The sequence below is a fragment of the Luteipulveratus halotolerans genome (assembly GCF_001247745.1).
GTDB lineage: Bacteria > Actinomycetota > Actinomycetes > Actinomycetales > Dermatophilaceae > Luteipulveratus > Luteipulveratus halotolerans.
Genome location: NZ_LAIR01000002.1, coordinates 4,146,848 through 4,164,226 on the forward strand (window position 1 = coordinate 4,146,848; position 17,379 = coordinate 4,164,226).

Genomic DNA, 17,379 nt, shown 5'->3' on the forward strand with positions numbered 1-17,379 from the left:
TGATCAGCCGTACTCTCCTGCCATGGTTCACGACGAACCGGGCGTGGCCCGGCTGCTGGCCTCGCCCGCGTTCACTCGCGCGCGAGCCCTCGCCGGTCCCTTGGCCGACGACAGCGTTCGGCTGCGCACGCTGCTGGAGCAGGTCGACCGCAAGACGTTCGGCATCGGCACGATCGACGACCTGCACGGGCGGCTCGACATCGACATCGCGTGCTCGGTGGTCGAGGCGAGGGCCGAAGAGCTCGACGAAGGTCTCGGCGAGGGCGTCGATGACCTCGACCCCACCACGAGCGCCCGGTTGCGACTGGTCATCGCGGCGCTGTCCTACCTGGTGATCGACCACGACGCGATCCCTGACCACCGGCCCAACGGCCACATCGACGACGTCGCGATCGTCCGCTGGGTCACTCAGGTCGCTGCCGGCCACCTCCCGCCTCCCCACGACGACCACGGTCATCACGGTCCTGTCGCGCCGTCGAGCGGGGCACCCATCGGCGCCCCGCTCGACGGCGCGGTCGGCTGACCCGCGCTCTCAGTCGTCGCCGGCGTCCGCGTCGCCGACCTGCAGTGAGACACGCGCACCCGGCGGCAGCGCCTGCACGAGCCGCAGCTGGGCCAGCGCCGGGTGCTTGTCGAGCAGCTGGGCGCCGTTGGCCAGCGAGCGCAGCGCCGCCGTCTCGGCTCGCGCCTCCTCCAGGCGGGCCTGACCCCGCTGCTTGGCAGCCACAAGATCCGTTGCGGCAGCCCGGATCTCGGCGGGCAGGAGCACGTCCTTGACGATGACCTCGGGTACGACGACGCCCACGCGGTCGGCGACCGCGGCGACCGCCTCGGTGAGACCGGTCGTCGGTGCGCTCGCGCCGCGCTCGACCACCTGGTCCAGGGTCAGGTGCGCGATCTGCTCACGCAGCGCCACCTGAGCGGCCAGGTAGATCGTGCCGACCGGGTCGGTCGAGACCTCGTGGAAGCGCACCGGGTCCGCGACGGCCCAGCGCACGGCGACGGTCGCCCGGACGGACAGGCCGTCGGAGGTCGGGACCTCCTGCGTCGCGGTCGTGAACATCTGCTCGCGCAGGTCGACCGCGACGTGCTCAGCCTTGCGGACGCGCCGGTGCCGGCCGCTGCCGAGGACGGTCACCAGGGCGCCGTTCTTGTAGACCAGGCAGGCGTGCCGGGTCGGGACGGTCGTGTGGAACAGGGACATGAGGTGACCTCCTTCAGGCCTACTCGGACGGCTGCACCTGCACGCGACGGATCAGGCAAGACGGGCCGCCGGCCGACACGTCGAGACGTGGGGCGCGGCTCCAGCCGAGGCGAGGAGCGGGCCGCAGGACGACCCGACGCTCGCGCCGACCGGCGACACGTCACTGAGGGAGTTGAACCCCAGGCTGGAGAGCCTGTGCCAGATCTGTTCCGAGGACAGATGCAGTGGTGGGGCGATACACAGGACCGACCTGGAGCACACTCCGTCGGCTGCTTCCCCCGCCGCAGGACATGATGGACCGAATACGGTTCTGGTTCCACCGAATTCGTGGACCGGTCACTCCGAGGCGATGCGCTCCAGCTCGACGACCACCCGCGGAGCAGCGGCGCGGATGTCCTTCAGGCACCGGTCGTACGCCGCCTGCCCGTGGCCGTACGGGTCGTCCAGGTCGAGGGTGCCGAGCGCGACGGCGACGGGGTCGAACGAGCGCAGCAACCGGACCTTGTCACGCACGGCGCGCGGTGGTCGGGCGCTCTCGAAAAGGCCGACGTGGCGGTCCTCGACGAACAGCACCAGGTCGTAGTCGTCGGCATCGTCGACCTCGAACTGCGTTGTGCGATGGGCAGATCCGTCGAGTCCGACCTTGGCGAGGGCTGCAACGGCGTGCGGGTCGGCGGGCAGGTCGGGCTGCATCACGAGCAGCCCCGCCGAGGTGATCTCGGCGCGCTCGCCGACGGGCGACCGGTCGATCAGGTCGCGCAGCACGACTGCGGTCATGGCGGAGCGGCAGGTGTTGGCCGCGCACACCACCTGGGCCCGGACGCCGCGCATGGCTCAGACCCTCGCGCGGACGTGGTCGACGACGCCCACGCACGCGGCGCGTACCTCGGTGAGGCAGCGCTCGAAGTCGGCCTCGTCGCCGTAATAGGGGTCGTCGACCTCCACCGTGCCGTCGGCGACGGCCTGCGGGTCGAGCTCGCGCAGCAGCCGGATCTCGGGGTCGCCACCGGAGTGGGTGGCCATCGACTCGACCTCGCGCAGGTGGCCGCGATCCGCCACGAGCACGAGGTCGCGCTCGGCGAGCTCGGGAGGCGTGAGCTCACGCGCCCGGTGGGCCGAGGCGTCGTACCCGGCCCGCGCCAGCGCCGCCACCGTGCGTGGGTCGGCGGGCTGCCCGGCGTGCCAGCCGCCGGTGCCGGCGGAGTCGACGACGACCTGGTCGGAGAGACCGGCGTCCTCGAGCAGGGAGCGCAGGACGATCTCGCCCATCGGTGAGCGGCAGATGTTGCCGCTGCAGACCACGCAGATGCGGTACGGGTCAGCCATGGCGTCCATGTAACAGCACCGACGGGCGTCCGTGCCGCACCGCCCCCGGTGCGAGCGCGCCGAGGGCGGTGCGAGACGTCACCAGATCTCGGCGAGCCAGAGCTCGGTGGCCGAGGCGCCGCGGCACTCGTACTTCACGGCCTCAGAGGTCGCGACCGCGTCAGCACCGGCCGACTGGCAGGCCGCAGTGCTGGAGTAGGTCGCGCTGTAGTGCCAGGTGTAGATGCCCGCGTCGGCGGTGGGTGCGGCGGCGAGTGCGCCACCGAGCGCGAGTGTTGCGGCGGCGAGGGACAGGGTCGTACGACGGTGCATGGCTGGCTCCTTGCGTGTCGCGGGCGGGGCTCGGCCCGGTGGCACGACGCTAGCCGGTCAGGTGAGGCCGTGGAGCGCTGCGAGCGCACTGGTCACGAGCGCTCCGCTGCCGGCGGTGCGCACGACCCAGCGGTACGCCGGTGCGTCGGTGAGCGGCACCATCACCACGCCCTGCGGCGCCGGAGTGCTGAGCAGGCTGACCGCGACGCACTCGCCCGCGGCGACCAGCTGCAACGGACCGCCGGCCGACTCGGTGCGCAGGGGCAGCAGCCGTGGTTCGAACCCGGCCGCCCGGCACGCGCCGACGACCAGATCGACCCACTCGGGGGCGAACTCGGCGCGCGGCAGGTAGTGGACGTCGTCAGTGAGCTGGTCGAGGTGTACGTCGGTCGCGCGCGCCAGCGGGTGCGCTGCCGCGACGGCGACGCCGAGGGGTTCGTCGAGCAGCGGGGTGTCGGTCAGGTCGTCGGGGGTGGTGGACGTGCCGGTCAGGGCGACGTCGAGGTCGCCCGCCCGCAGCCGGCGTACCTGCTCGACCGAACCGCGACCCGTCACCTCGAGCGTGAGCTGCGGCAGCCGTTCACGCAGACGGGCAACGGCCCGTCGAGGGACCGCGAGAGAAGGGTCGAGGACGTCGAGCCGCAGCGATCCCCTTCCGGCGACCGCGGCCGCCTCGGCCACGCCTCGCTCGAGCGCGGCGAGGGCCTGCTCGGCGTAGGGGGCGAACGCCTCGCCCGCGGTGGTCAGCCGGACGCCGACCGGGAGCCGGACGAACAGGTCGAGCCCGGTCGCGCGTACGAGCCGTCGGATCTGGCCGGACAGTGCGGGTTGCGAGACGAACAGGCGGCGCGCGGCGGCGGTCATCGTGCCCTCGTCGGCGACTACCAGGAACGCGCGCAGCAGACCGGCGTCGACGTCCATGCACCCTCCTGGCCTGCGGCTATTCGTCCCGCTGATGAGGCTATCCGCGATGTCTGTTGGACGCGGCCGGTCGGGCGGTCGCAGGGTCGAGGGCAGCCGGTACGACCGTCGTACGGCCTGAGAGGACACCATGAGCATCCGTATCGCCGACCGCGAGATCGGCCCCGAGCACGAGCCGTACGTCATCGCGGAGATGTCGGGCAATCATGACGGGTCGTTGGACAAGGCCTTGGAGATCGTGCGGATGGCCGCGCGGCAGGGTGCGCATGCGGTGAAGCTGCAGACGTACAAGCCGGAGACGATCACGATCGAGTCGGATGCGCCGGACTTCCGGCTCTCGGATGGTCATGAGCTGTGGGGTGGTCGCACGTTGTGGGACCTGTACACCGAGGCGCACACGCCGTGGGAGTGGCACGAGCCGATCTTCGCTGAGGCGAAGAAGGCCGGGATCACGGTGTTCTCCTCCCCGTTCGATCCGACGGCGATCGACCTGCTGGAGGGGCTGGGGGCGCCGGCGTACAAGATCGCCTCTTCGGAGATCGTGGACCTGCCGTTGATCCGGGCCGCGGCTTCGAAGGGGAAGCCGGTGATCATCTCCACGGGGATGGCGTCGTTGGGTGAGATCAACGCGGCGGTCGAGGCGGCCCGCTCGACGGGTAATGAGCAGATCGTGGTGCTGGCGTGCACGGCGAACTACCCGGCTGACCCGTCGGAGTCGAATCTGCGGGGGATCCCGGTGATGGCGGATGCGTTCGGGACGTTGATCGGGTACTCGGATCACACGATCGGGATCGGTGCGGCGATCACGGCGGTCGCGTTGGGTGCGTGTGTGGTGGAGAAGCATGTGACGTTGCAGCGTGAGGGTGGTGGGGTGGACGCGGCGTTCTCCTCCGAGCCGGAGGAGCTGGCGGCGTTGGTGCGTGAGACGCGTACGGGGTGGCAGTGTCTGGGGCAGGCGCGGATCGGTGCGCGTCAGCAGGAGAAGGAAGGGCTGCGGTTCCGTCGGTCGTTGTACGTGGTGACCGATGTGAAGGCCGGTGACCGCGTCAGCGCGGACAACGTGCGTTCGATCCGACCCGCGAACGGCCTTGAGCCAGAAGCCTTCTCACGGGTCGAGGGCCGTACCTTCCGGGCGGACGTCGCCCGTGGCACGGCCCTCGACTGGGGTCTGGTCTAGAACGTCACCTCGGACGCCGGGACGACCTTGGTGGTGCTGCCGGGGTACTCGGTGTCGGCGACGAAGAAGTTGGTGAACGCGATCATCTGCTGTGCGCCGACCGGCACCTCGGTGCCGTCCGGGAGCGGCAGCGGCCACGGTCCCTCGTCGGTGGTGTGGCCGTCGCTGACGAGCGTCACGTCGTACCCCTCGATCTGGGCGCGCGCCGTCGTCGATCGGATGCAGGCGTCGGTCGCGGCACCGCAGATGACCAGGTGCTTGACGCCGAGCGCGTCGAGCTCCTTGCGCAGCGGGGTCTCGACGAAGGCGTCGAGGTAGTGCTTGCCGATGACGGTCTCGCCGTCGGCCGGGCGGACCTCCTCGGCGATCTGCCAGGCGTCCGAGCCCGGAGTGAACGGGCCGGCCTCGTGCTGGATCCACAGCACGGGGACGTCTGCTGACTTCGCCTGGTCGATCAGGCCGCGGATGCGACCGATCACGGCGTCGCGCTGCCACGCCTCACCGGTGTTGCCCTGTTGCACGTCGACGACGAGGAGTGCGCTCTGCTGTGTGCTCATGGCTGCACCGTAGAACCGGTTCCGGACGATCTCCGACCGGTTGGCGTCGGTCGTATCAGCGGCGTGGCGACGCGACACCTCCTGGAGAAGCGGCTATCCAGGAACGTCCTGGACGAGTCAGGATCCGTACGACGACCGCGCGCGTCGGACGGGGACCTGTGCACCTGCGGCAAGGAGGCCGTCATGTCGGACGACACCGTCTACCGTTTCGACGCCGACGAGACCCCGGTCGGGGCCGTCATCTTCGGTGAGCTCGTCCGGCACGACGACCAGGGGCTGCGGTTCCGCGCCCACGAGCACGCCACCATCGAGCGGGTGCAGGTCGACGACCACTCGCTGGGCTGGCGTGCTGAGGGCGTGACCTACCTCGACGAGGTCTGCGTCGGAGCGCACGGCTCGATCGTGAGCTGGCCGCACCGCCACGCCGGCTGACCCGGCTGGTTGCCCGGCTCCGCTGGTTGAGCCGGGCGAGCGCCCCAGCGCGAGCCCGTGTCGAAACCGAGGTACGACGCAGGGAGACTCTCGCCGTACGTCGCGTGGTTTCGACACGGCCCTCGCCTACTTGGGTCGAGTAGGCGAGGGACGAGCCGTATCGAGACCCGGCTCGGGCCGGCTCAACCAGCGGGTCGTGGTCTCGATACGGCTCGCCTGCTCGACCAGCGATGTGGTTCGCCGGGCGGTGGGCTCAGCGGAGGCGGTGGGCGCCGTCGGCGGCCGTGGCCACGAACCCGGTCGGTTCGTCGTACCCGTGAGCAGTCGCCGCCTGGTGAGCAGCCTCGATGATCCAGTCCTCTGAGCCGGCGTCGACCAGCGCGATGACCGACCCGCCGAAGCCGCCGCCGGTCATCCGCGCACCGTGGGCCCCCGCCGACACCAGCGCCTCCTGGAGCACGTCGACCTGGGGCACCGTGATCTCGAAGTCGTCGCGCATCGAGGCGTGAGAGTCGTTGAGCAGCGGGCCGATCCGGCGTACGTCACCGCCGTCCTGCATCAGCCCCGACACCTCGAGCACGCGTGCGCTGTCGGTGATGATGTGCCGGGCGCGGCGACGCAGCAGATCGGACTTCATGCGACCGAGCGTCTCGTCGAGACCGTCGAGCGGCACGTCGCGCAACGCAGGGACGCCGAGCATCAGCGCGGCCTCACGGCAGGACGCGCGGCGTTCGGCGTACTCACCGTCGACCAGGGCGTGCGGTGCTCGGCTGTCGACCACGAGCAGCGAAAGCCCTTGTGCCGCAAGGTCGAACGGGATCTGCTCGACGTCGATCGAACGCGTGTCGATCTTCATCGCGTGCCCCGCCCGGCCGTGCACGGAGGCCAGCTGGTCCATGACACCCGTGGGTGCTCCGGCGATCTCGTTCTCGGCCGTACGACCGAGTGCGGCGATCGCGTCGCCGTCGAGGCCCCACTCGGCCAGGTCCGACCATGCCTTGGCCGTCACGCACGACAGGGACGCCGACGACGAAAGGCCTGCTCCCTGAAGGAGATTGGCCTCCAACGAGATGTCGAAACCGGGGACGTCGAGGCCTTGCTCGCCGGCGGCCCATGCGACGCCCGCCACGTAGGACAACCAGCCGAGGTCGCCACCTGGTGCGACTTCGGAGAGCGTGATCGTGCGCGTCTCACGTGCCTCGGCTGAGTGGACGCGCAGCACACCGTCGTCGCGGCGGCGTACGGCGGCGACGGTGCCGAGGGGCAGCGCCATCGGCAGCACGAAGCCGTCGTTGTAGTCGGTGTGCTCGCCGATCAGGTTGACCCGACCGGGCGCGAACCAGAACCCGTCGGGCGAAGCGCCGAACTCGGACCGGAACGACGCGAGGACCGAGTCCTGCATGTCCTCAACGCTTTTCACGCGCCGGCCTCCTTGAGCTGCTCGGCCTGCTGCTCGGGCAGCACGTCACCGACGAACGCGCCCATGCCGGACTCGGACCCCGCGAGGTACTTGAGCTTGCCCTCGCCACGACGGGTGGAGTAGAGCTCGAGGTGCAGCCAGGCGAGGTCGCGGTCCTGCCGCACGGGCGCCTGGTGCCAGGCGGCGATGTAGGGCATCGGCGTCGAGTAGAGCCGGTCGAACCGCCCCAGCACGTCGAGGTAGACCTCCGCGAACGCATCCCGCTCCGCCGACGTGAGCGAGGGCAGGTCGGGCCGCTGCACCCGCGGGAAGAAGTGGACCTCCATGGGCCAGCGCGCGGCGTACGGGACGAAAGCCACCCAGTGCTCATTGGACGCGATCACCCGCACCTCGTCGGCCAGCTCACGCTCGACGATGTCGCCGAAGAGGGAGCGGCCCGTGCGATCGGCGTACGCCCGGGCCGAGTCGAGCTCGCGCTGCGCCCGGGCGGGTACGAACGGGTAGGCGTAGATCTGGCCGTGCGGATGCTGCAGGGTCACGCCGATCTCGGCGCCGTGGTTCTCGAACGGGAAGACCTGCTCGACCTCGGGGATCTGCGACAGGTCGTGGGTGCGGTCGGCCCAGGCGTCGACGACCAGGCGCGCCTGCTGCTGGGTCAGCGTCGCGAACGACCCGTCGTGGTCGCTGGAGAAGCACACGACCTCGCACCGACCGACGCCCGCTCGCAGCTGCTCGATCCCGTCGATGCGCTCTTGATCATGCTCCTCCTCCGGCCGCGGTCGCAGGCTCCCGCGGGCCGGCATCGTCGCCTGATCTTCCACGGGCTCGATGCCTTCGACGCGCGTGGAGAACGACGGGAAGCGGTTCTCGAACGCCACCACCTGGTAGTCCGGCGTCGGCACCTCGGTGTGGCGGCCCTCGCGCGACGGGCACAACGGGCACTCGTCGGCGGGCGGCATGAACGTGCGCGTCTGCCGGTGCGAGGCGAGCGCGACCCACTCACCCGTGAGCACGTCCTGGCGCATCTGCGACGAGGTGGCCGTGTGCGGCAGGTCGCGCTCGTCGGCGGGGACGTCACGCGGGGGAGACCCGTCGACGTCGTACCAGAGGATCTCGCGTCCGTCGGCCAGCCGGCCTGTGGTTCGTCGGGTCACGGGACGACGCTAACGGACGCGTCCGCGGCGGCGGCGTACGACGTGGTCGGCTCAGATGTCGATGGCCTCGTCGGGGCCGCCGGAGTGGGCGGTCCGGCTTGCTGCGCCAGGCTCGTCCGAGGCGATGAAGTCGCGCAGCGCGGCGACCGCCTGGTCGGAGACCTCGACCTGGGGGCCGCGCGGGGCGCTGCGCGTGCCGTCGGGGGCGACCCGGATCTCGTGGTGCAGGCGCTCCATGTCAGCGTCGAGCTGGGAGGCGGTGGTCGCTGCCTCGTGCAGACCCTCGAGCAGCTCGGACGGCACCTGCCGGTCGTACTTGTAGTAGATCTTGTGCTCGAGGCTGGCCCAGAAGTCCATCGCGATGGTGCGGAACTGCACCTCGACCGGCACGAGCACCGTCTGGTCGGACAGGAACACCGGCACCTCGACGATCGCGTGCAGGCTGCGGTAGCCGTTGGCCTTGGGCTCGGCGATGTAGTCCTTGGTGATCATCAGCCGCACGTCCTCCTGCCCGGTGAGCAGGTCGAACACCCGGTAGACGTCGCTCACGAACGCGCACGTCACGCGCACACCGGCGATGTCGGTGATCTCGGCCCGCACGCTCTCGAGGTCGGGGCTGACGCCCCGGCGCTGCGCCTTGGCGAGGACGCCCTCCGGGGTCTTCAGCCGTGACGAGACGTGCTCGATCGGGTTGTAGGAGTGGATGTGGGTGAACTCCTGCTGCAGGATCTTGATCTTGGTGGTGACCTCGTCGATCCCGAACTGGTAGCAGAGCATGAAGCGCGTGAACTCATCACGCAGCTCGCGGAACTCCCCCAGCAGCCCCAGGAGGTCGGCCCCGGACGCAGATGCGGACGTGTCGACCATGACTTCGATGGTAAGCCGGGACTCTGTGCACCGCCCGTGGGTCCGGTGTACCCGGAGAGACGACGAGGCCCGCCCGTCCGGTGCGGACGAGCGGGCCTCGGGTGAGCCGTGAGGGCGGGCGTCAGTCGCGGGCGCGCGCCTTGGCGATGCGGGCGACGTTGACGGCCAGCTCGAGCACGATGCGGATGATCGCGACCGTGAGCACGAGCGAGGCGAGCGCCTCGAGCGTGGTCATGAAGGCCTCGAAACCGCCCATGTTCTTGACGGACTCGGTGCCGAAGTCCTGGCTGCCCCACGCGTGGGCGAGGGTGCGCACGAAGCGGATGACCGCCCAGACCACGGTGAGCAGGAACGCCAGCGAGGCGATCTTCTCGGTGAGGCCCTTCTTGAACTGGAAGTCGCTGAACAGGTCGCCGATGCCGTCGCCGGCGCCCTGGACCGCGGCGCCTGCGCTGCCGGCAGCCTGCTGGCCGAAGCCGCCCTGCTGCTGGGGCTGGCCGTAACCCTGCTGGCCCTGGTCGTACGAGCCGTGCTGGCCCTGGTCGAAACCGCCCTGCTGCTGGCCGAAGTCCTGGCCGATGCTGGTCTGGTCCTGCTGGCCCTCGGACGGACGGCCCGCGCCGGCGGGCTGGCCGAAACCACCCTGCTGCTCGAAGCCCTGGCCGATGCTCTGCGGCTGGCCCTGACCCTGCGACTGACCGAAGCCACTGCCCTGATTGTAGCCGGGGTACTGGGGGTTGGGTCCCGAGCTGTCCGGGGTGTCGTTCCACGAGCCGTTGGTCGGCGATGACATTGCGATTCCTCCCTGGGGGATGTCCTGGCGGCCCATCCTCGCGTCCGTGGCCCGGGCCCGCCAAGCCGACGTGCCTGGCGATGGACAGGCAGTGCAGTGATATCACGCCGGACCCGCTCATCAGGGCCGCAGCAGCCGACGAGTCGCGTGCTCAGACGCCGAGCAGCACCAGCGCGACGAGCACGAGCGGCAGCAGCAGGACCACGACGGACGCCCCGACGACCAGTGCCACCAGGCCGGGACGGTGGCGGCGCTGCTGCAGCAGCTGCAGCCGGGTCAGGGCCGATCCGTGCGCGCCCAGCGTGGCCTCGGGGTGGGTGCCCTCGGCGAGCGCGACCAGGGCCCGGCCGAGCTCGCGAGGCGGGGCGGTCCGCAGGGCGGTGTGGTCGGCGAGCACCTCGATCAGCAGGGTCACCTCACGCAGGCCGCCGGGGCTGCGCAGCCATGGCGGCACGGCGTGGTGCAGGACGGTGAAGAACTCCAGCACGAGGTCGTGCCGGTAGCGCAGGTGGGCGCGCTCGTGCGCGAGCACGGCGTCGAGCTGGCCGGAGGGCAACGACTGCATCGTCGAGTCGGTGATCACCACCCGGTGCTGGCGACCGGGGACGCAGTACGCCGTGGGCGTGGGGTGCGGGAGGACGCGTACGTCGGCGGGCCGGTCGGCAGGCCCGTCGTCGCCGAGCAGGTCGACCAGCTCGCGGTGCTGGCGTCGGGTGCGTCGCAGGTCGGTGCCGACGCGGTGCGCCTCCAGCAGCAGCCGGACGACCATCACGCCCGTCACCGACAGGCCGAGCACGAGAGTGCCGAGGTGGTCGGTGGGGTCGGGGACGGCCGTGGTGTCGCGGGCGCGATCGAGCATCGCGAGCGGCGCGGCTGCGAGACCGGCGATGACCGCGGCCAGCGACACCGACTGCCACAGCAGCAGGGCAGGCCCCGGGACGTGGCGCAGCGCGTGCAGGCGCGGCAGGAGTCGAGGGACGGGCCACGCCAGCACGATCGCGAGCACGGCGACCGCACCGACTGTCATGCGGGCCATCCTCTCTGACGTGCCTGCGTGCCCAGGACCGTACCGGCCCACCGGGACGACCTAGGCTGGGCGGGTGCTCGACCGGGGTGGCGTACGACTGGCCAGGGCCGCGACGTTCGCGTCCGTGGCGGTGGCGCTGTCGGCGACCGCTCACGTCACCGGTGGCGGCGGCCCGCCCCGCGTAGGTGTCCTCGGCCTCGGGTTCGGTGCGGTGCTCGCGGTCGCCGTGCTCGTCTCAGGACGCCGCATCGGTCGCCTGGCGATGCTCGGTCTGCTCGCCGGGTCGCAGATCGCTCTGCACACGACGTTCGGGGTGCTGGGCTCGACGCCGACGGGGTCGCACTGCCTGAGCGGCGATCATCACGCCGCGCACGCCACGGCCTGTGAGCCGGGCGCGATGGCCGGCCACGCCGCGAGCGGTGGCGCCGCGATGCTGCTCGCGCACGCGGCCGCGACCCTCGCGCTGGCCCTGGTCCTCGCGCGCGGTGAGCAGATCCTCTGGACGCTCGCCGCCGCGCTCGGCCTGACGCTGCCGACACGTCCGACCGCACCGGCGCCCACCCGCCGTCAGCTGCCCCGCCACACCGGCCCGACCCGGCCGCGGGTGGCGCTGCGCCACGTCCCGCTCCTTCGAGGTCCGCCGCAGGTCGCGCTCAGCCGCTGAGCACCCACCTGCCATCCCTCGTACGCCGAACCACCGGCGTACGAGCGCTGACCCCACTCATCTCGAAGGACAACTCATGCGTTCAACCCTGCCCAGACTCCTCACGGTCGGCGCGCTCGCCGGCCTCACCCTCGCCGGCACCGCTGCCTCGGCGTCCGCCCACGTGCGGGTGACACCGAGTACGACGGCCGCGGGCTCGTACTCCCAGCTCACCTTCCGGGTGCCCAACGAGCGTGACGACGCGAGCACCACCAAGGTGACCGTCACGCTCCCGCAGGCCGACCCGTTCCTGTCGGTGTCGGTCAAGCCCGTTCCCGGCTGGGCGATCTCGACGGCGACGGCCAAGCTGCCCAAGCCGGTCGACGACGAGGGCACCACGATCACCGAGGCGGTGCGTACGGTCACCTGGACTGCGAGCGGTGCCAACGCGATTCGGCCCGAGCAGTACCAGGAGTTCGCGATCAGCGTCGGCAAGCTGCCGGCCGCCGGCAAGACCGTCGTCCTGCCCGCCGACCAGACCTACTCCAACGGGGAGGTCGTCCGTTGGAACCAGCCGACCGAGGCCGGTGCGGCCGAGCCCGACAAGCCCGCACCCGCGCTGACGGTGACCGCGGCCGAGGGTGGGCACGGAGCCGCCCCGGCAGCCGCGCCGAGTGCGGCTCCGGCTGCGGCGGCCGCGCCCGAGTCCGGCGGCACGGCCAGCACCGACAGCACGGCGCGCTGGCTCGGTGGTGGCGGTCTGCTCGCGGGCGTCGTCGGTATCGGTGCCGGCGTGCTCGGCTGGACGCGCCCGCGCAAGGATGGCCAGGTATGAGGGCCCGTCTGCTCCTGCTGCTCGCCGCCGTGGCCGCCGTGCTGGGTCTCGGCGCACCTGCTGCGTCGGCCCACGACGTGCTGATCTCGACCTCGCCCAAGGACGGCTCGACCGTCGCGACTGCGCCCTCGAAGGTCACGCTGACGTTCAACAACCCGGCCATCGCGACGGGTTCGGTCATCCAGGTCAAGGGCCCGGACGGCCCGGTCGACGAGGGCAAGCCCCAGTTCGTCGACCACGTGGTCACGCAGCCGCTCAAGGCGGGTGCACCGGCCGGTGACTACACCGTGACGTGGCGGGTCACCTCCGTCGACGGCCACCCGATCAGCGGCACGTTCCGGTTCACCGCGACGGCTGCTGCGGCGGGTGCGTCGTCCGAGCCGACGGCCACGCCCGGCGGCGCGACCGCGACGACGCAGGCGGTGACCGGCACGTCGTCGCCGACCGCGGTCCCGTCCGCTGCGCCGTCGTCCGACGCGGCGTCCGATGAGCCCGAGGACGGCCGCAACCTGCTGGTCACCCTGGTCGGCCTGCTCGTGGTCGGCGCCATCGTCGGTGCGCTCGTCGGCCTGGTCCGGCGCCGCTCGCGGTCCGACGGCACCACCCGGCACACCCACGACGAGGACGACGAGGACTGACCACCGATCGACGGCCGTGTCCAGCGGGTGTCGTAATGCGTGTCCTGACGCCCGATCCGACACCCGTTGCCGCGGATCGGCCGGGTCCGCTCCTGGAGTGCGCAGCAACGGTCGGTCCGAACCGGATCCATGAGCCGTTCCTGCGCACAGATCACAAGGCCGTACGCCGGCCGCTCAGGTGAGCGACCGGCGTACGGCCACTGGGCCCATGCGGTCTGCGAAGTGCCCGTTCGCGGGGGTTCTCAGGTCCGGTCGGGTCGGGTGGTCTGAGGAGTGCCCGTTCGCGGGGGTTCTCAGAGAGGTGGCGACCTCAACGCCGTACGCCGGCCGCTCAGGTGAGCGACCGGCGTACGGCGTTCTGGGTGGTGCGGGTGCGATCCGCCGATCGTCAGACCCGCGTGAGCTCTTCGTCGTCGATGTCGTCGTCATCGTCGGCCTGGTGACGGGCCGGCTGGGACGGGTCCTCGTCGGCGGGCGCCTCGGCGTCGGTGGCGTGCTTGGGCGTGGCCGCCTGCAGCTTGGCCAGGCTCTCGCCCTCGACGTCGACGTTGGGCAGGATCTTGTCCAGCCACTTCGGCAGCCACCACGCCTTGTCACCGATGAGGTACATCACCGCGGGGATGAGGACCATGCGGATGATGAACGCGTCGAAGAACACGGCTGCCGCGAGCGCGAAGCCCATCGACTTGATCAGGTTGTCGGGCTGCAGCATGAACGCCGCGAACACCGAGATCATGATCGCCGCGGCCGCCGTGACCACGCGGGCGCCGTGGCGGAACCCGTCGACGACGGCCTCCTTGGCGGTCGCGCCGTGCACGTACGCCTCACGCATCCGGGTCACCAGGAACACCTGGTAGTCCATCGCGAGACCGAACACGATGCCGATGAGGATGATCGGCAGGAAGCTGACCAGCGGCTGCCCGTCGACCAGGCCGAGGTGGCCCTCCTGGAACACCAGCACGGTCGCGCCGAGCGTGGCGAGCACCGACAGCAGGAACCCGAGGGTCGCGGTCAGCGGCACCAGGATCGAGCGGAACACCAGCATCAGCAGGATGAACGCCAGGCCGACGACCACCGCGAGGTAGAGCGGCAGCGCCTCGGTCAGGCGGTCCGACACGTCGGTCTGGATGGCTGTGATGCCGGTGGTGCCGACGTCGACCTTGGTCTGGTTCTCGATGCCGGGCTCGCCGTCGCGCAGGTTCTGCAGCAGGTCGAGCGTGGCCTGGTCGTCGGGGCCGGACTTCGGCGTGATCAGGATCTGGGCGCCGGTGCCGTCCTTGTTCATGCCGACGATCTGGGCGTTGGCGACGTCACCCTGCTTGGACGCCCAGGCGACGACATCGCTGTACGCCTTCGGTCGCGCCTGCGGGTCGGTGATGTCGCGACCGTCGGCGATGATCACCAGCGGGGCCTCGCGGCCGGGGCCGAACGCCTCGGTCATCAGGTCCGACGCCTTGCGCTGGGTCGTGGTCGCCGACGCCGTCGAGTCGCTCGGCAGGGCCAGGTGCAGGTCCTTGACCGGCGTCGCGAGCGCGCCGAGGACGACGATCACGAGCGCGGCGATGAGAATCGGCGCCTTGCCGATGGCGCGCGCCCAGCGCACACCGTTGTTGATGAGCTTGCCGTCGTCCTCGCGGTGCACCTTCTGCTTGCGCACCCGGCCGCCGAAGGACTTCGACTTCAGCATGCCGAGCACGGCCGGCAGCAGGGTCAGGGCGACGAGGACCGCGAAGAACACGGTGCCGGCGGCGGCCAGACCCATCGAGGTGAGGAACGGGATGCCGACGACGAACAGCGCGGACAGCGCGATGATCACGGTCAGACCCGCGAACACCACTGCGGATCCTGCGGTGCCGACGGCTCGACCGATCGCCTCGGCGCGGTCGTCGGTGTCGTGCAGCTCGTTGCGGTAACGGGCGAGGATGAACAGCGTGTAGTCGATGCCGACCGCGAGGCCGATCATCGTCGCGAGCATCGGGGTCGTCGTACCGATGGTGGTGAAAGCGGTCGCGAGCTGGATGCCGAGCATGCCCATGCCGACACCGACGAACGCCGAGATGATCGGCAGGCCGGCGGCGACGAGCGAGCCGAACGTGATGATGAGGACGAGGGCGGCCACGCCGACACCGAGCAGCTCGCTCTTGCCGCCGGTCTCGGGCATGGCCTGCATACCGGAGCCGTTGACCTCAGCGGTCAGGCCGGACTTGCGGGCCTTGTCGAGGCTCGCGAGCACCTCGTCGCGGGTCTCCTGCTTGACGTCCTGCACGGACGGGGCGTCGAACGTCCACGTGATGGTGCCGATGCGGCCGTCCGCGCTCAGCGGCAGCAGCTGCTTGGCGTTGGTCTCGGCGACCGCGCGCGGTGTGCCCTGCTTGACGGCCTGCTCGACCGCCATCTTGTACTGCGCGTTGGACGCCTGGACCGGGTTGCCCAGCGGCGTCTTGGGCATCTGGGGCGTGTCCTTGAGGTCGGCGATCAGCGCGTCGACGGCACCGGAGTACTTCGGCTCCTTGAGGGTGTGCCCCTCGGGTGCGGCGACGACGACGTTGACGGTGGCCTGGTCCTCGGCGTTGGCCGTGCCGGGGAACAGCTCCTTCTGGGTGTCCTGCGCCTTGAGCGAGGGAATGCCCGGGATGGAGAAGGTGTCGGCCATCGGCTTGGACACGCTCACCGCGAGCGTGCCGAACCCGATCAGGGCGAGCAGCCAGGCGGCGAGGAACACCGGCCACCGCCGGTAGGCGGTCTTTCCGAGCCGGTACAGCAGGGTTGCCATGGGAACTCCTGGTGGTGGTGGGTCGACGGCAGTGCCGCCAGGGAAGGTGGTGAGAAGCGTTATGCGAGAGGGGATCTGGCGTGGGTGAACGCGATCTCGAACAGCTCGCTGAGCGTGGCGTCGGCGTCGCGGTTGACGAACGTGTCGAGCGCGAGCGCGACCAGGGCGCCGAGCACGGTGATGGCGACGCGAGCGCGTACGGCGTCGTACGCGTCTCCCTCGCGCGCCTCGATGTCGCTGAGCACCGCCTCGCCGAAGGCGTGGAAGCGCTCGTGCGCGAGCTTCATCAGTCGTGGGTTGGCCTCCATGACGCGATGGACGACGGCGACGTCCTCGCGGGTCGTCGACTTGGAGGCCATCAGGTCGCGTACGAGCGTGGCCAGGTCGGCGAGCAGGTCACCCGTGGGTCCGCCGGAGCGGAACTGCGCGAGCAGGTCGGCGTCGACCTGCGGCTGCGGGCCGAGGATCGCGTCGTCCTTGGTGGGGAAGTAGTTGAACAGCGTGCGCCGTGAGACCCCGGCATCGGCGGCGAGGTCGTCCATCGTGAAGCCGTCGACCCCGTGCTCGTCGGCCAGTCGCTGAGCGCACACGGAGAGCCGGTGGGTGGTGGCGTAGCGGCGGGCGGCGCGGCCCGACGACTCAATTGCACTTTGGCTCACAAAGTGCAGTTTTGCACCCTGACCCGTGCGAGTGCAATTCGATGGAGTGTGACGTGCATCGCAGCGTGGAGTGATCTGTACGGCGCCGGTCATGTCAGCGAGCATCCGGCAGGCTTGCTTCAGGACGGTTTCAGAGCGGCTTCAGCCGCAGCGTGGACGGCCGAGGCCGGTGGTGGTGCAGGTGCCCGGACGTGGCCCGGGGCCGGGAGGTCAGTCGCTGTCGCGCTCGAGCGCGTCGAGGGCCGCACGCAGCTCATCGCGCTCGCCCGGGCTCGACTCGCCCAGGAAGTGCAGCAGCGCCGCGGTGCGGTCGGCGGGCGCGAGGCCGCCGAGCGTCGTACGCAGCACCTGGGCCGTGAGCTCCTCGCGGGAGGCGCGTGCGGTGTAGCGCCACGCCCGTCCCTCGCGCTGGCGGTCGGCCAGGCCCTTCTTGGCGAGCCGGTCGAGCACGGTCATCACGGTGGTGTAGGCGAGCTCGCGCTCGGTGAGCGACGCGTGCACCTCACGGACCGACAGAGGGGTCGGCGAGGCCCAGAGGATCTGCATGACCGCAGACTCCAGGTCGCCCAGGCCCGAGCTGCCGCCTCCTGTGCGCATCGGTCGCTGTCCTCCTGTGGTGGGCTCGGCACCAGGTGCTTCGC

At 70.9% G+C, this 17,379-nt stretch carries 20 protein-coding genes; 6 read left to right on the forward strand and 14 right to left on the reverse strand.

What is annotated here, in order from left to right; genetic code table 11:
* Nucleotides 1-22 precede the first annotated feature (22 nt).
* Nucleotides 23-523, forward strand: a complete 501-nt coding sequence (locus VV01_RS20815; protein WP_157509009.1) for a DUF1232 domain-containing protein — start codon at nt 23-25, stop codon at nt 521-523.
* Nucleotides 524-532: 9 nt separating this feature from the next.
* Here VV01_RS20815 and VV01_RS20820 read toward each other — a convergent pair whose 3' ends face one another.
* The 5 genes from VV01_RS20820 to VV01_RS20840 form a co-directional block, all read right to left on the reverse strand.
* Nucleotides 533-1,204: a slipin family protein gene (locus VV01_RS20820; RefSeq protein WP_050671573.1), complete on the reverse strand. Its 672-nt coding sequence runs from the start codon at nt 1,202-1,204 to the stop codon at nt 533-535.
* Between the two features lie 336 nt (nt 1,205-1,540).
* Entirely contained in the window at nt 1,541-2,035 is a 495-nt protein-coding gene (locus VV01_RS20825; RefSeq protein ID WP_050671574.1) for an arsenate reductase/protein-tyrosine-phosphatase family protein, read from the reverse strand.
* A 3-nt stretch (nt 2,036-2,038) separates the two neighbouring features.
* Nucleotides 2,039-2,530 carry a low molecular weight protein-tyrosine-phosphatase gene (locus tag VV01_RS20830; RefSeq protein ID WP_050672069.1) on the reverse strand — a complete coding sequence of 164 codons (492 nt, stop codon included), beginning with the start codon at nt 2,528-2,530 and terminating at the stop codon, nt 2,039-2,041.
* Nucleotides 2,531-2,608: 78 nt separating this feature from the next.
* Nucleotides 2,609-2,842: a hypothetical protein gene (locus VV01_RS20835; protein ID WP_050671575.1), complete on the reverse strand. Its 234-nt coding sequence runs from the start codon at nt 2,840-2,842 to the stop codon at nt 2,609-2,611.
* 57 nt (nt 2,843-2,899) lie between these two features.
* A complete protein-coding gene (locus VV01_RS20840) occupies nt 2,900-3,763 on the reverse strand; it encodes a LysR family transcriptional regulator (RefSeq protein ID WP_050671576.1) in 864 nt (287 codons plus the stop codon).
* A 130-nt stretch (nt 3,764-3,893) separates the two neighbouring features.
* Here VV01_RS20840 and pseI point away from each other — a divergent pair, with 130 nt between their 5' ends.
* The gene (gene pseI / locus VV01_RS20845; RefSeq protein ID WP_050671577.1) at nt 3,894-4,940 is read left to right on the forward strand and encodes a pseudaminic acid synthase; all 1,047 of its coding nucleotides are present in this window, start codon (nt 3,894-3,896) and stop codon (nt 4,938-4,940) included.
* Here pseI and VV01_RS20850 read toward each other — a convergent pair.
* Nucleotides 4,937-5,497: an isochorismatase family protein gene (locus VV01_RS20850; RefSeq protein WP_071606614.1), complete on the reverse strand. Its 561-nt coding sequence runs from the start codon at nt 5,495-5,497 to the stop codon at nt 4,937-4,939. The two genes, pseI and VV01_RS20850, sit on opposite strands and share 4 nt — an antisense overlap.
* A gap of 183 nt (nt 5,498-5,680) precedes the next feature.
* Here VV01_RS20850 and VV01_RS20855 point away from each other — a divergent pair, with 183 nt between their 5' ends.
* The gene (locus tag VV01_RS20855) at nt 5,681-5,929 is read left to right on the forward strand and encodes a hypothetical protein (protein ID WP_050671579.1); all 249 of its coding nucleotides are present in this window, start codon (nt 5,681-5,683) and stop codon (nt 5,927-5,929) included.
* 253 nt (nt 5,930-6,182) lie between these two features.
* On the opposite strand, the gene galK is transcribed toward VV01_RS20855, so the two are convergent.
* The 5 genes from galK to VV01_RS20880 all read right to left on the reverse strand — a co-directional run bounded on the left by galK (nt 6,183) and on the right by VV01_RS20880 (nt 11,190).
* A complete protein-coding gene (gene galK / locus VV01_RS20860) occupies nt 6,183-7,349 on the reverse strand; it encodes a galactokinase (protein WP_231635297.1) in 1,167 nt (388 codons plus the stop codon).
* Nucleotides 7,346-8,503: a galactose-1-phosphate uridylyltransferase gene (gene galT, locus VV01_RS20865; RefSeq protein ID WP_050671581.1), complete on the reverse strand. Its 1,158-nt coding sequence runs from the start codon at nt 8,501-8,503 to the stop codon at nt 7,346-7,348. The genes galK and galT overlap by 4 nt, the downstream gene beginning before the upstream one ends.
* A gap of 51 nt (nt 8,504-8,554) precedes the next feature.
* Nucleotides 8,555-9,370: a GTP pyrophosphokinase gene (locus VV01_RS20870; protein WP_071606479.1), complete on the reverse strand. Its 816-nt coding sequence runs from the start codon at nt 9,368-9,370 to the stop codon at nt 8,555-8,557.
* Between the two features lie 121 nt (nt 9,371-9,491).
* A complete protein-coding gene (locus tag VV01_RS20875) occupies nt 9,492-10,163 on the reverse strand; it encodes a DUF4282 domain-containing protein (protein WP_050671582.1) in 672 nt (223 codons plus the stop codon).
* A 151-nt stretch (nt 10,164-10,314) separates the two neighbouring features.
* A complete protein-coding gene (locus VV01_RS20880; RefSeq protein ID WP_050671583.1) occupies nt 10,315-11,190 on the reverse strand; it encodes a M56 family metallopeptidase in 876 nt (291 codons plus the stop codon).
* 73 nt (nt 11,191-11,263) lie between these two features.
* Here VV01_RS20880 and VV01_RS20885 point away from each other — a divergent pair, with 73 nt between their 5' ends.
* The 3 genes from VV01_RS20885 to VV01_RS20895 all read left to right on the forward strand — a co-directional run bounded on the left by VV01_RS20885 (nt 11,264) and on the right by VV01_RS20895 (nt 13,306).
* A complete protein-coding gene (locus VV01_RS20885) occupies nt 11,264-11,854 on the forward strand; it encodes a hypothetical protein (RefSeq protein ID WP_050671584.1) in 591 nt (196 codons plus the stop codon).
* A gap of 76 nt (nt 11,855-11,930) precedes the next feature.
* Nucleotides 11,931-12,668, forward strand: a complete 738-nt coding sequence (locus tag VV01_RS20890; protein ID WP_050671585.1) for a YcnI family copper-binding membrane protein — start codon at nt 11,931-11,933, stop codon at nt 12,666-12,668.
* The gene (locus VV01_RS20895; RefSeq protein WP_050671586.1) at nt 12,665-13,306 is read left to right on the forward strand and encodes a copper resistance CopC family protein; all 642 of its coding nucleotides are present in this window, start codon (nt 12,665-12,667) and stop codon (nt 13,304-13,306) included. The genes VV01_RS20890 and VV01_RS20895 overlap by 4 nt, the downstream gene beginning before the upstream one ends.
* A gap of 388 nt (nt 13,307-13,694) precedes the next feature.
* Here the strand turns inward: VV01_RS20895 and VV01_RS20900 are convergent, their stop codons facing one another.
* The 3 genes from VV01_RS20900 to VV01_RS20910 form a co-directional block, all read right to left on the reverse strand.
* On the reverse strand, nt 13,695-16,079 hold the full coding sequence (locus tag VV01_RS20900; protein ID WP_071606480.1) for an MMPL family transporter: 2,385 nt from the start codon (nt 16,077-16,079) through the stop codon (nt 13,695-13,697).
* Nucleotides 16,080-16,138: 59 nt separating this feature from the next.
* Nucleotides 16,139-16,738 (reverse strand): TetR/AcrR family transcriptional regulator, encoded by a 600-nt coding sequence (locus VV01_RS20905; RefSeq protein ID WP_197275128.1) that lies wholly within the window; start codon nt 16,736-16,738, stop codon nt 16,139-16,141.
* Between the two features lie 210 nt (nt 16,739-16,948).
* Nucleotides 16,949-17,335: a BlaI/MecI/CopY family transcriptional regulator gene (locus tag VV01_RS20910; protein WP_050671588.1), complete on the reverse strand. Its 387-nt coding sequence runs from the start codon at nt 17,333-17,335 to the stop codon at nt 16,949-16,951.
* Between the last annotated feature and the right edge of the window lie 44 nt (nt 17,336-17,379).

What these genes read in the sequence shown, in the direction of transcription:
- VV01_RS20835 (WP_050671575.1), bottom strand. Translation starts at nt 2,842, where the DNA reads ATGCACCGTCGTACGACCCTGTCCCTCGCCGCCGCAACACTCGCGCTC.
- VV01_RS20855 (WP_050671579.1), top strand. Translation starts at nt 5,681, where the DNA reads ATGTCGGACGACACCGTCTACCGTTTCGACGCCGACGAGACCCCGGTC.
- VV01_RS20895 (WP_050671586.1), top strand. Translation starts at nt 12,665, where the DNA reads ATGAGGGCCCGTCTGCTCCTGCTGCTCGCCGCCGTGGCCGCCGTGCTG.
- VV01_RS20870 (WP_071606479.1), bottom strand. Translation starts at nt 9,370, where the DNA reads ATGGTCGACACGTCCGCATCTGCGTCCGGGGCCGACCTCCTGGGGCTG.
- VV01_RS20900 (WP_071606480.1), bottom strand. Translation starts at nt 16,079, where the DNA reads ATGGCAACCCTGCTGTACCGGCTCGGAAAGACCGCCTACCGGCGGTGG.
- VV01_RS20880 (WP_050671583.1), bottom strand. Translation starts at nt 11,190, where the DNA reads ATGACAGTCGGTGCGGTCGCCGTGCTCGCGATCGTGCTGGCGTGGCCC.
- VV01_RS20890 (WP_050671585.1), top strand. Translation starts at nt 11,931, where the DNA reads ATGCGTTCAACCCTGCCCAGACTCCTCACGGTCGGCGCGCTCGCCGGC.
- VV01_RS20910 (WP_050671588.1), bottom strand. Translation starts at nt 17,335, where the DNA reads ATGCGCACAGGAGGCGGCAGCTCGGGCCTGGGCGACCTGGAGTCTGCG.
- VV01_RS20850 (WP_071606614.1), bottom strand. Translation starts at nt 5,497, where the DNA reads ATGAGCACACAGCAGAGCGCACTCCTCGTCGTCGACGTGCAACAGGGC.
- VV01_RS20820 (WP_050671573.1), bottom strand. Translation starts at nt 1,204, where the DNA reads ATGTCCCTGTTCCACACGACCGTCCCGACCCGGCACGCCTGCCTGGTC.
- VV01_RS20840 (WP_050671576.1), bottom strand. Translation starts at nt 3,763, where the DNA reads ATGGACGTCGACGCCGGTCTGCTGCGCGCGTTCCTGGTAGTCGCCGAC.
- VV01_RS20830 (WP_050672069.1), bottom strand. Translation starts at nt 2,530, where the DNA reads ATGGCTGACCCGTACCGCATCTGCGTGGTCTGCAGCGGCAACATCTGC.
- VV01_RS20875 (WP_050671582.1), bottom strand. Translation starts at nt 10,163, where the DNA reads ATGTCATCGCCGACCAACGGCTCGTGGAACGACACCCCGGACAGCTCG.
- pseI (WP_050671577.1), top strand. Translation starts at nt 3,894, where the DNA reads ATGAGCATCCGTATCGCCGACCGCGAGATCGGCCCCGAGCACGAGCCG.
- VV01_RS20815 (WP_157509009.1), top strand. Translation starts at nt 23, where the DNA reads ATGGTTCACGACGAACCGGGCGTGGCCCGGCTGCTGGCCTCGCCCGCG.
- VV01_RS20825 (WP_050671574.1), bottom strand. Translation starts at nt 2,035, where the DNA reads ATGCGCGGCGTCCGGGCCCAGGTGGTGTGCGCGGCCAACACCTGCCGC.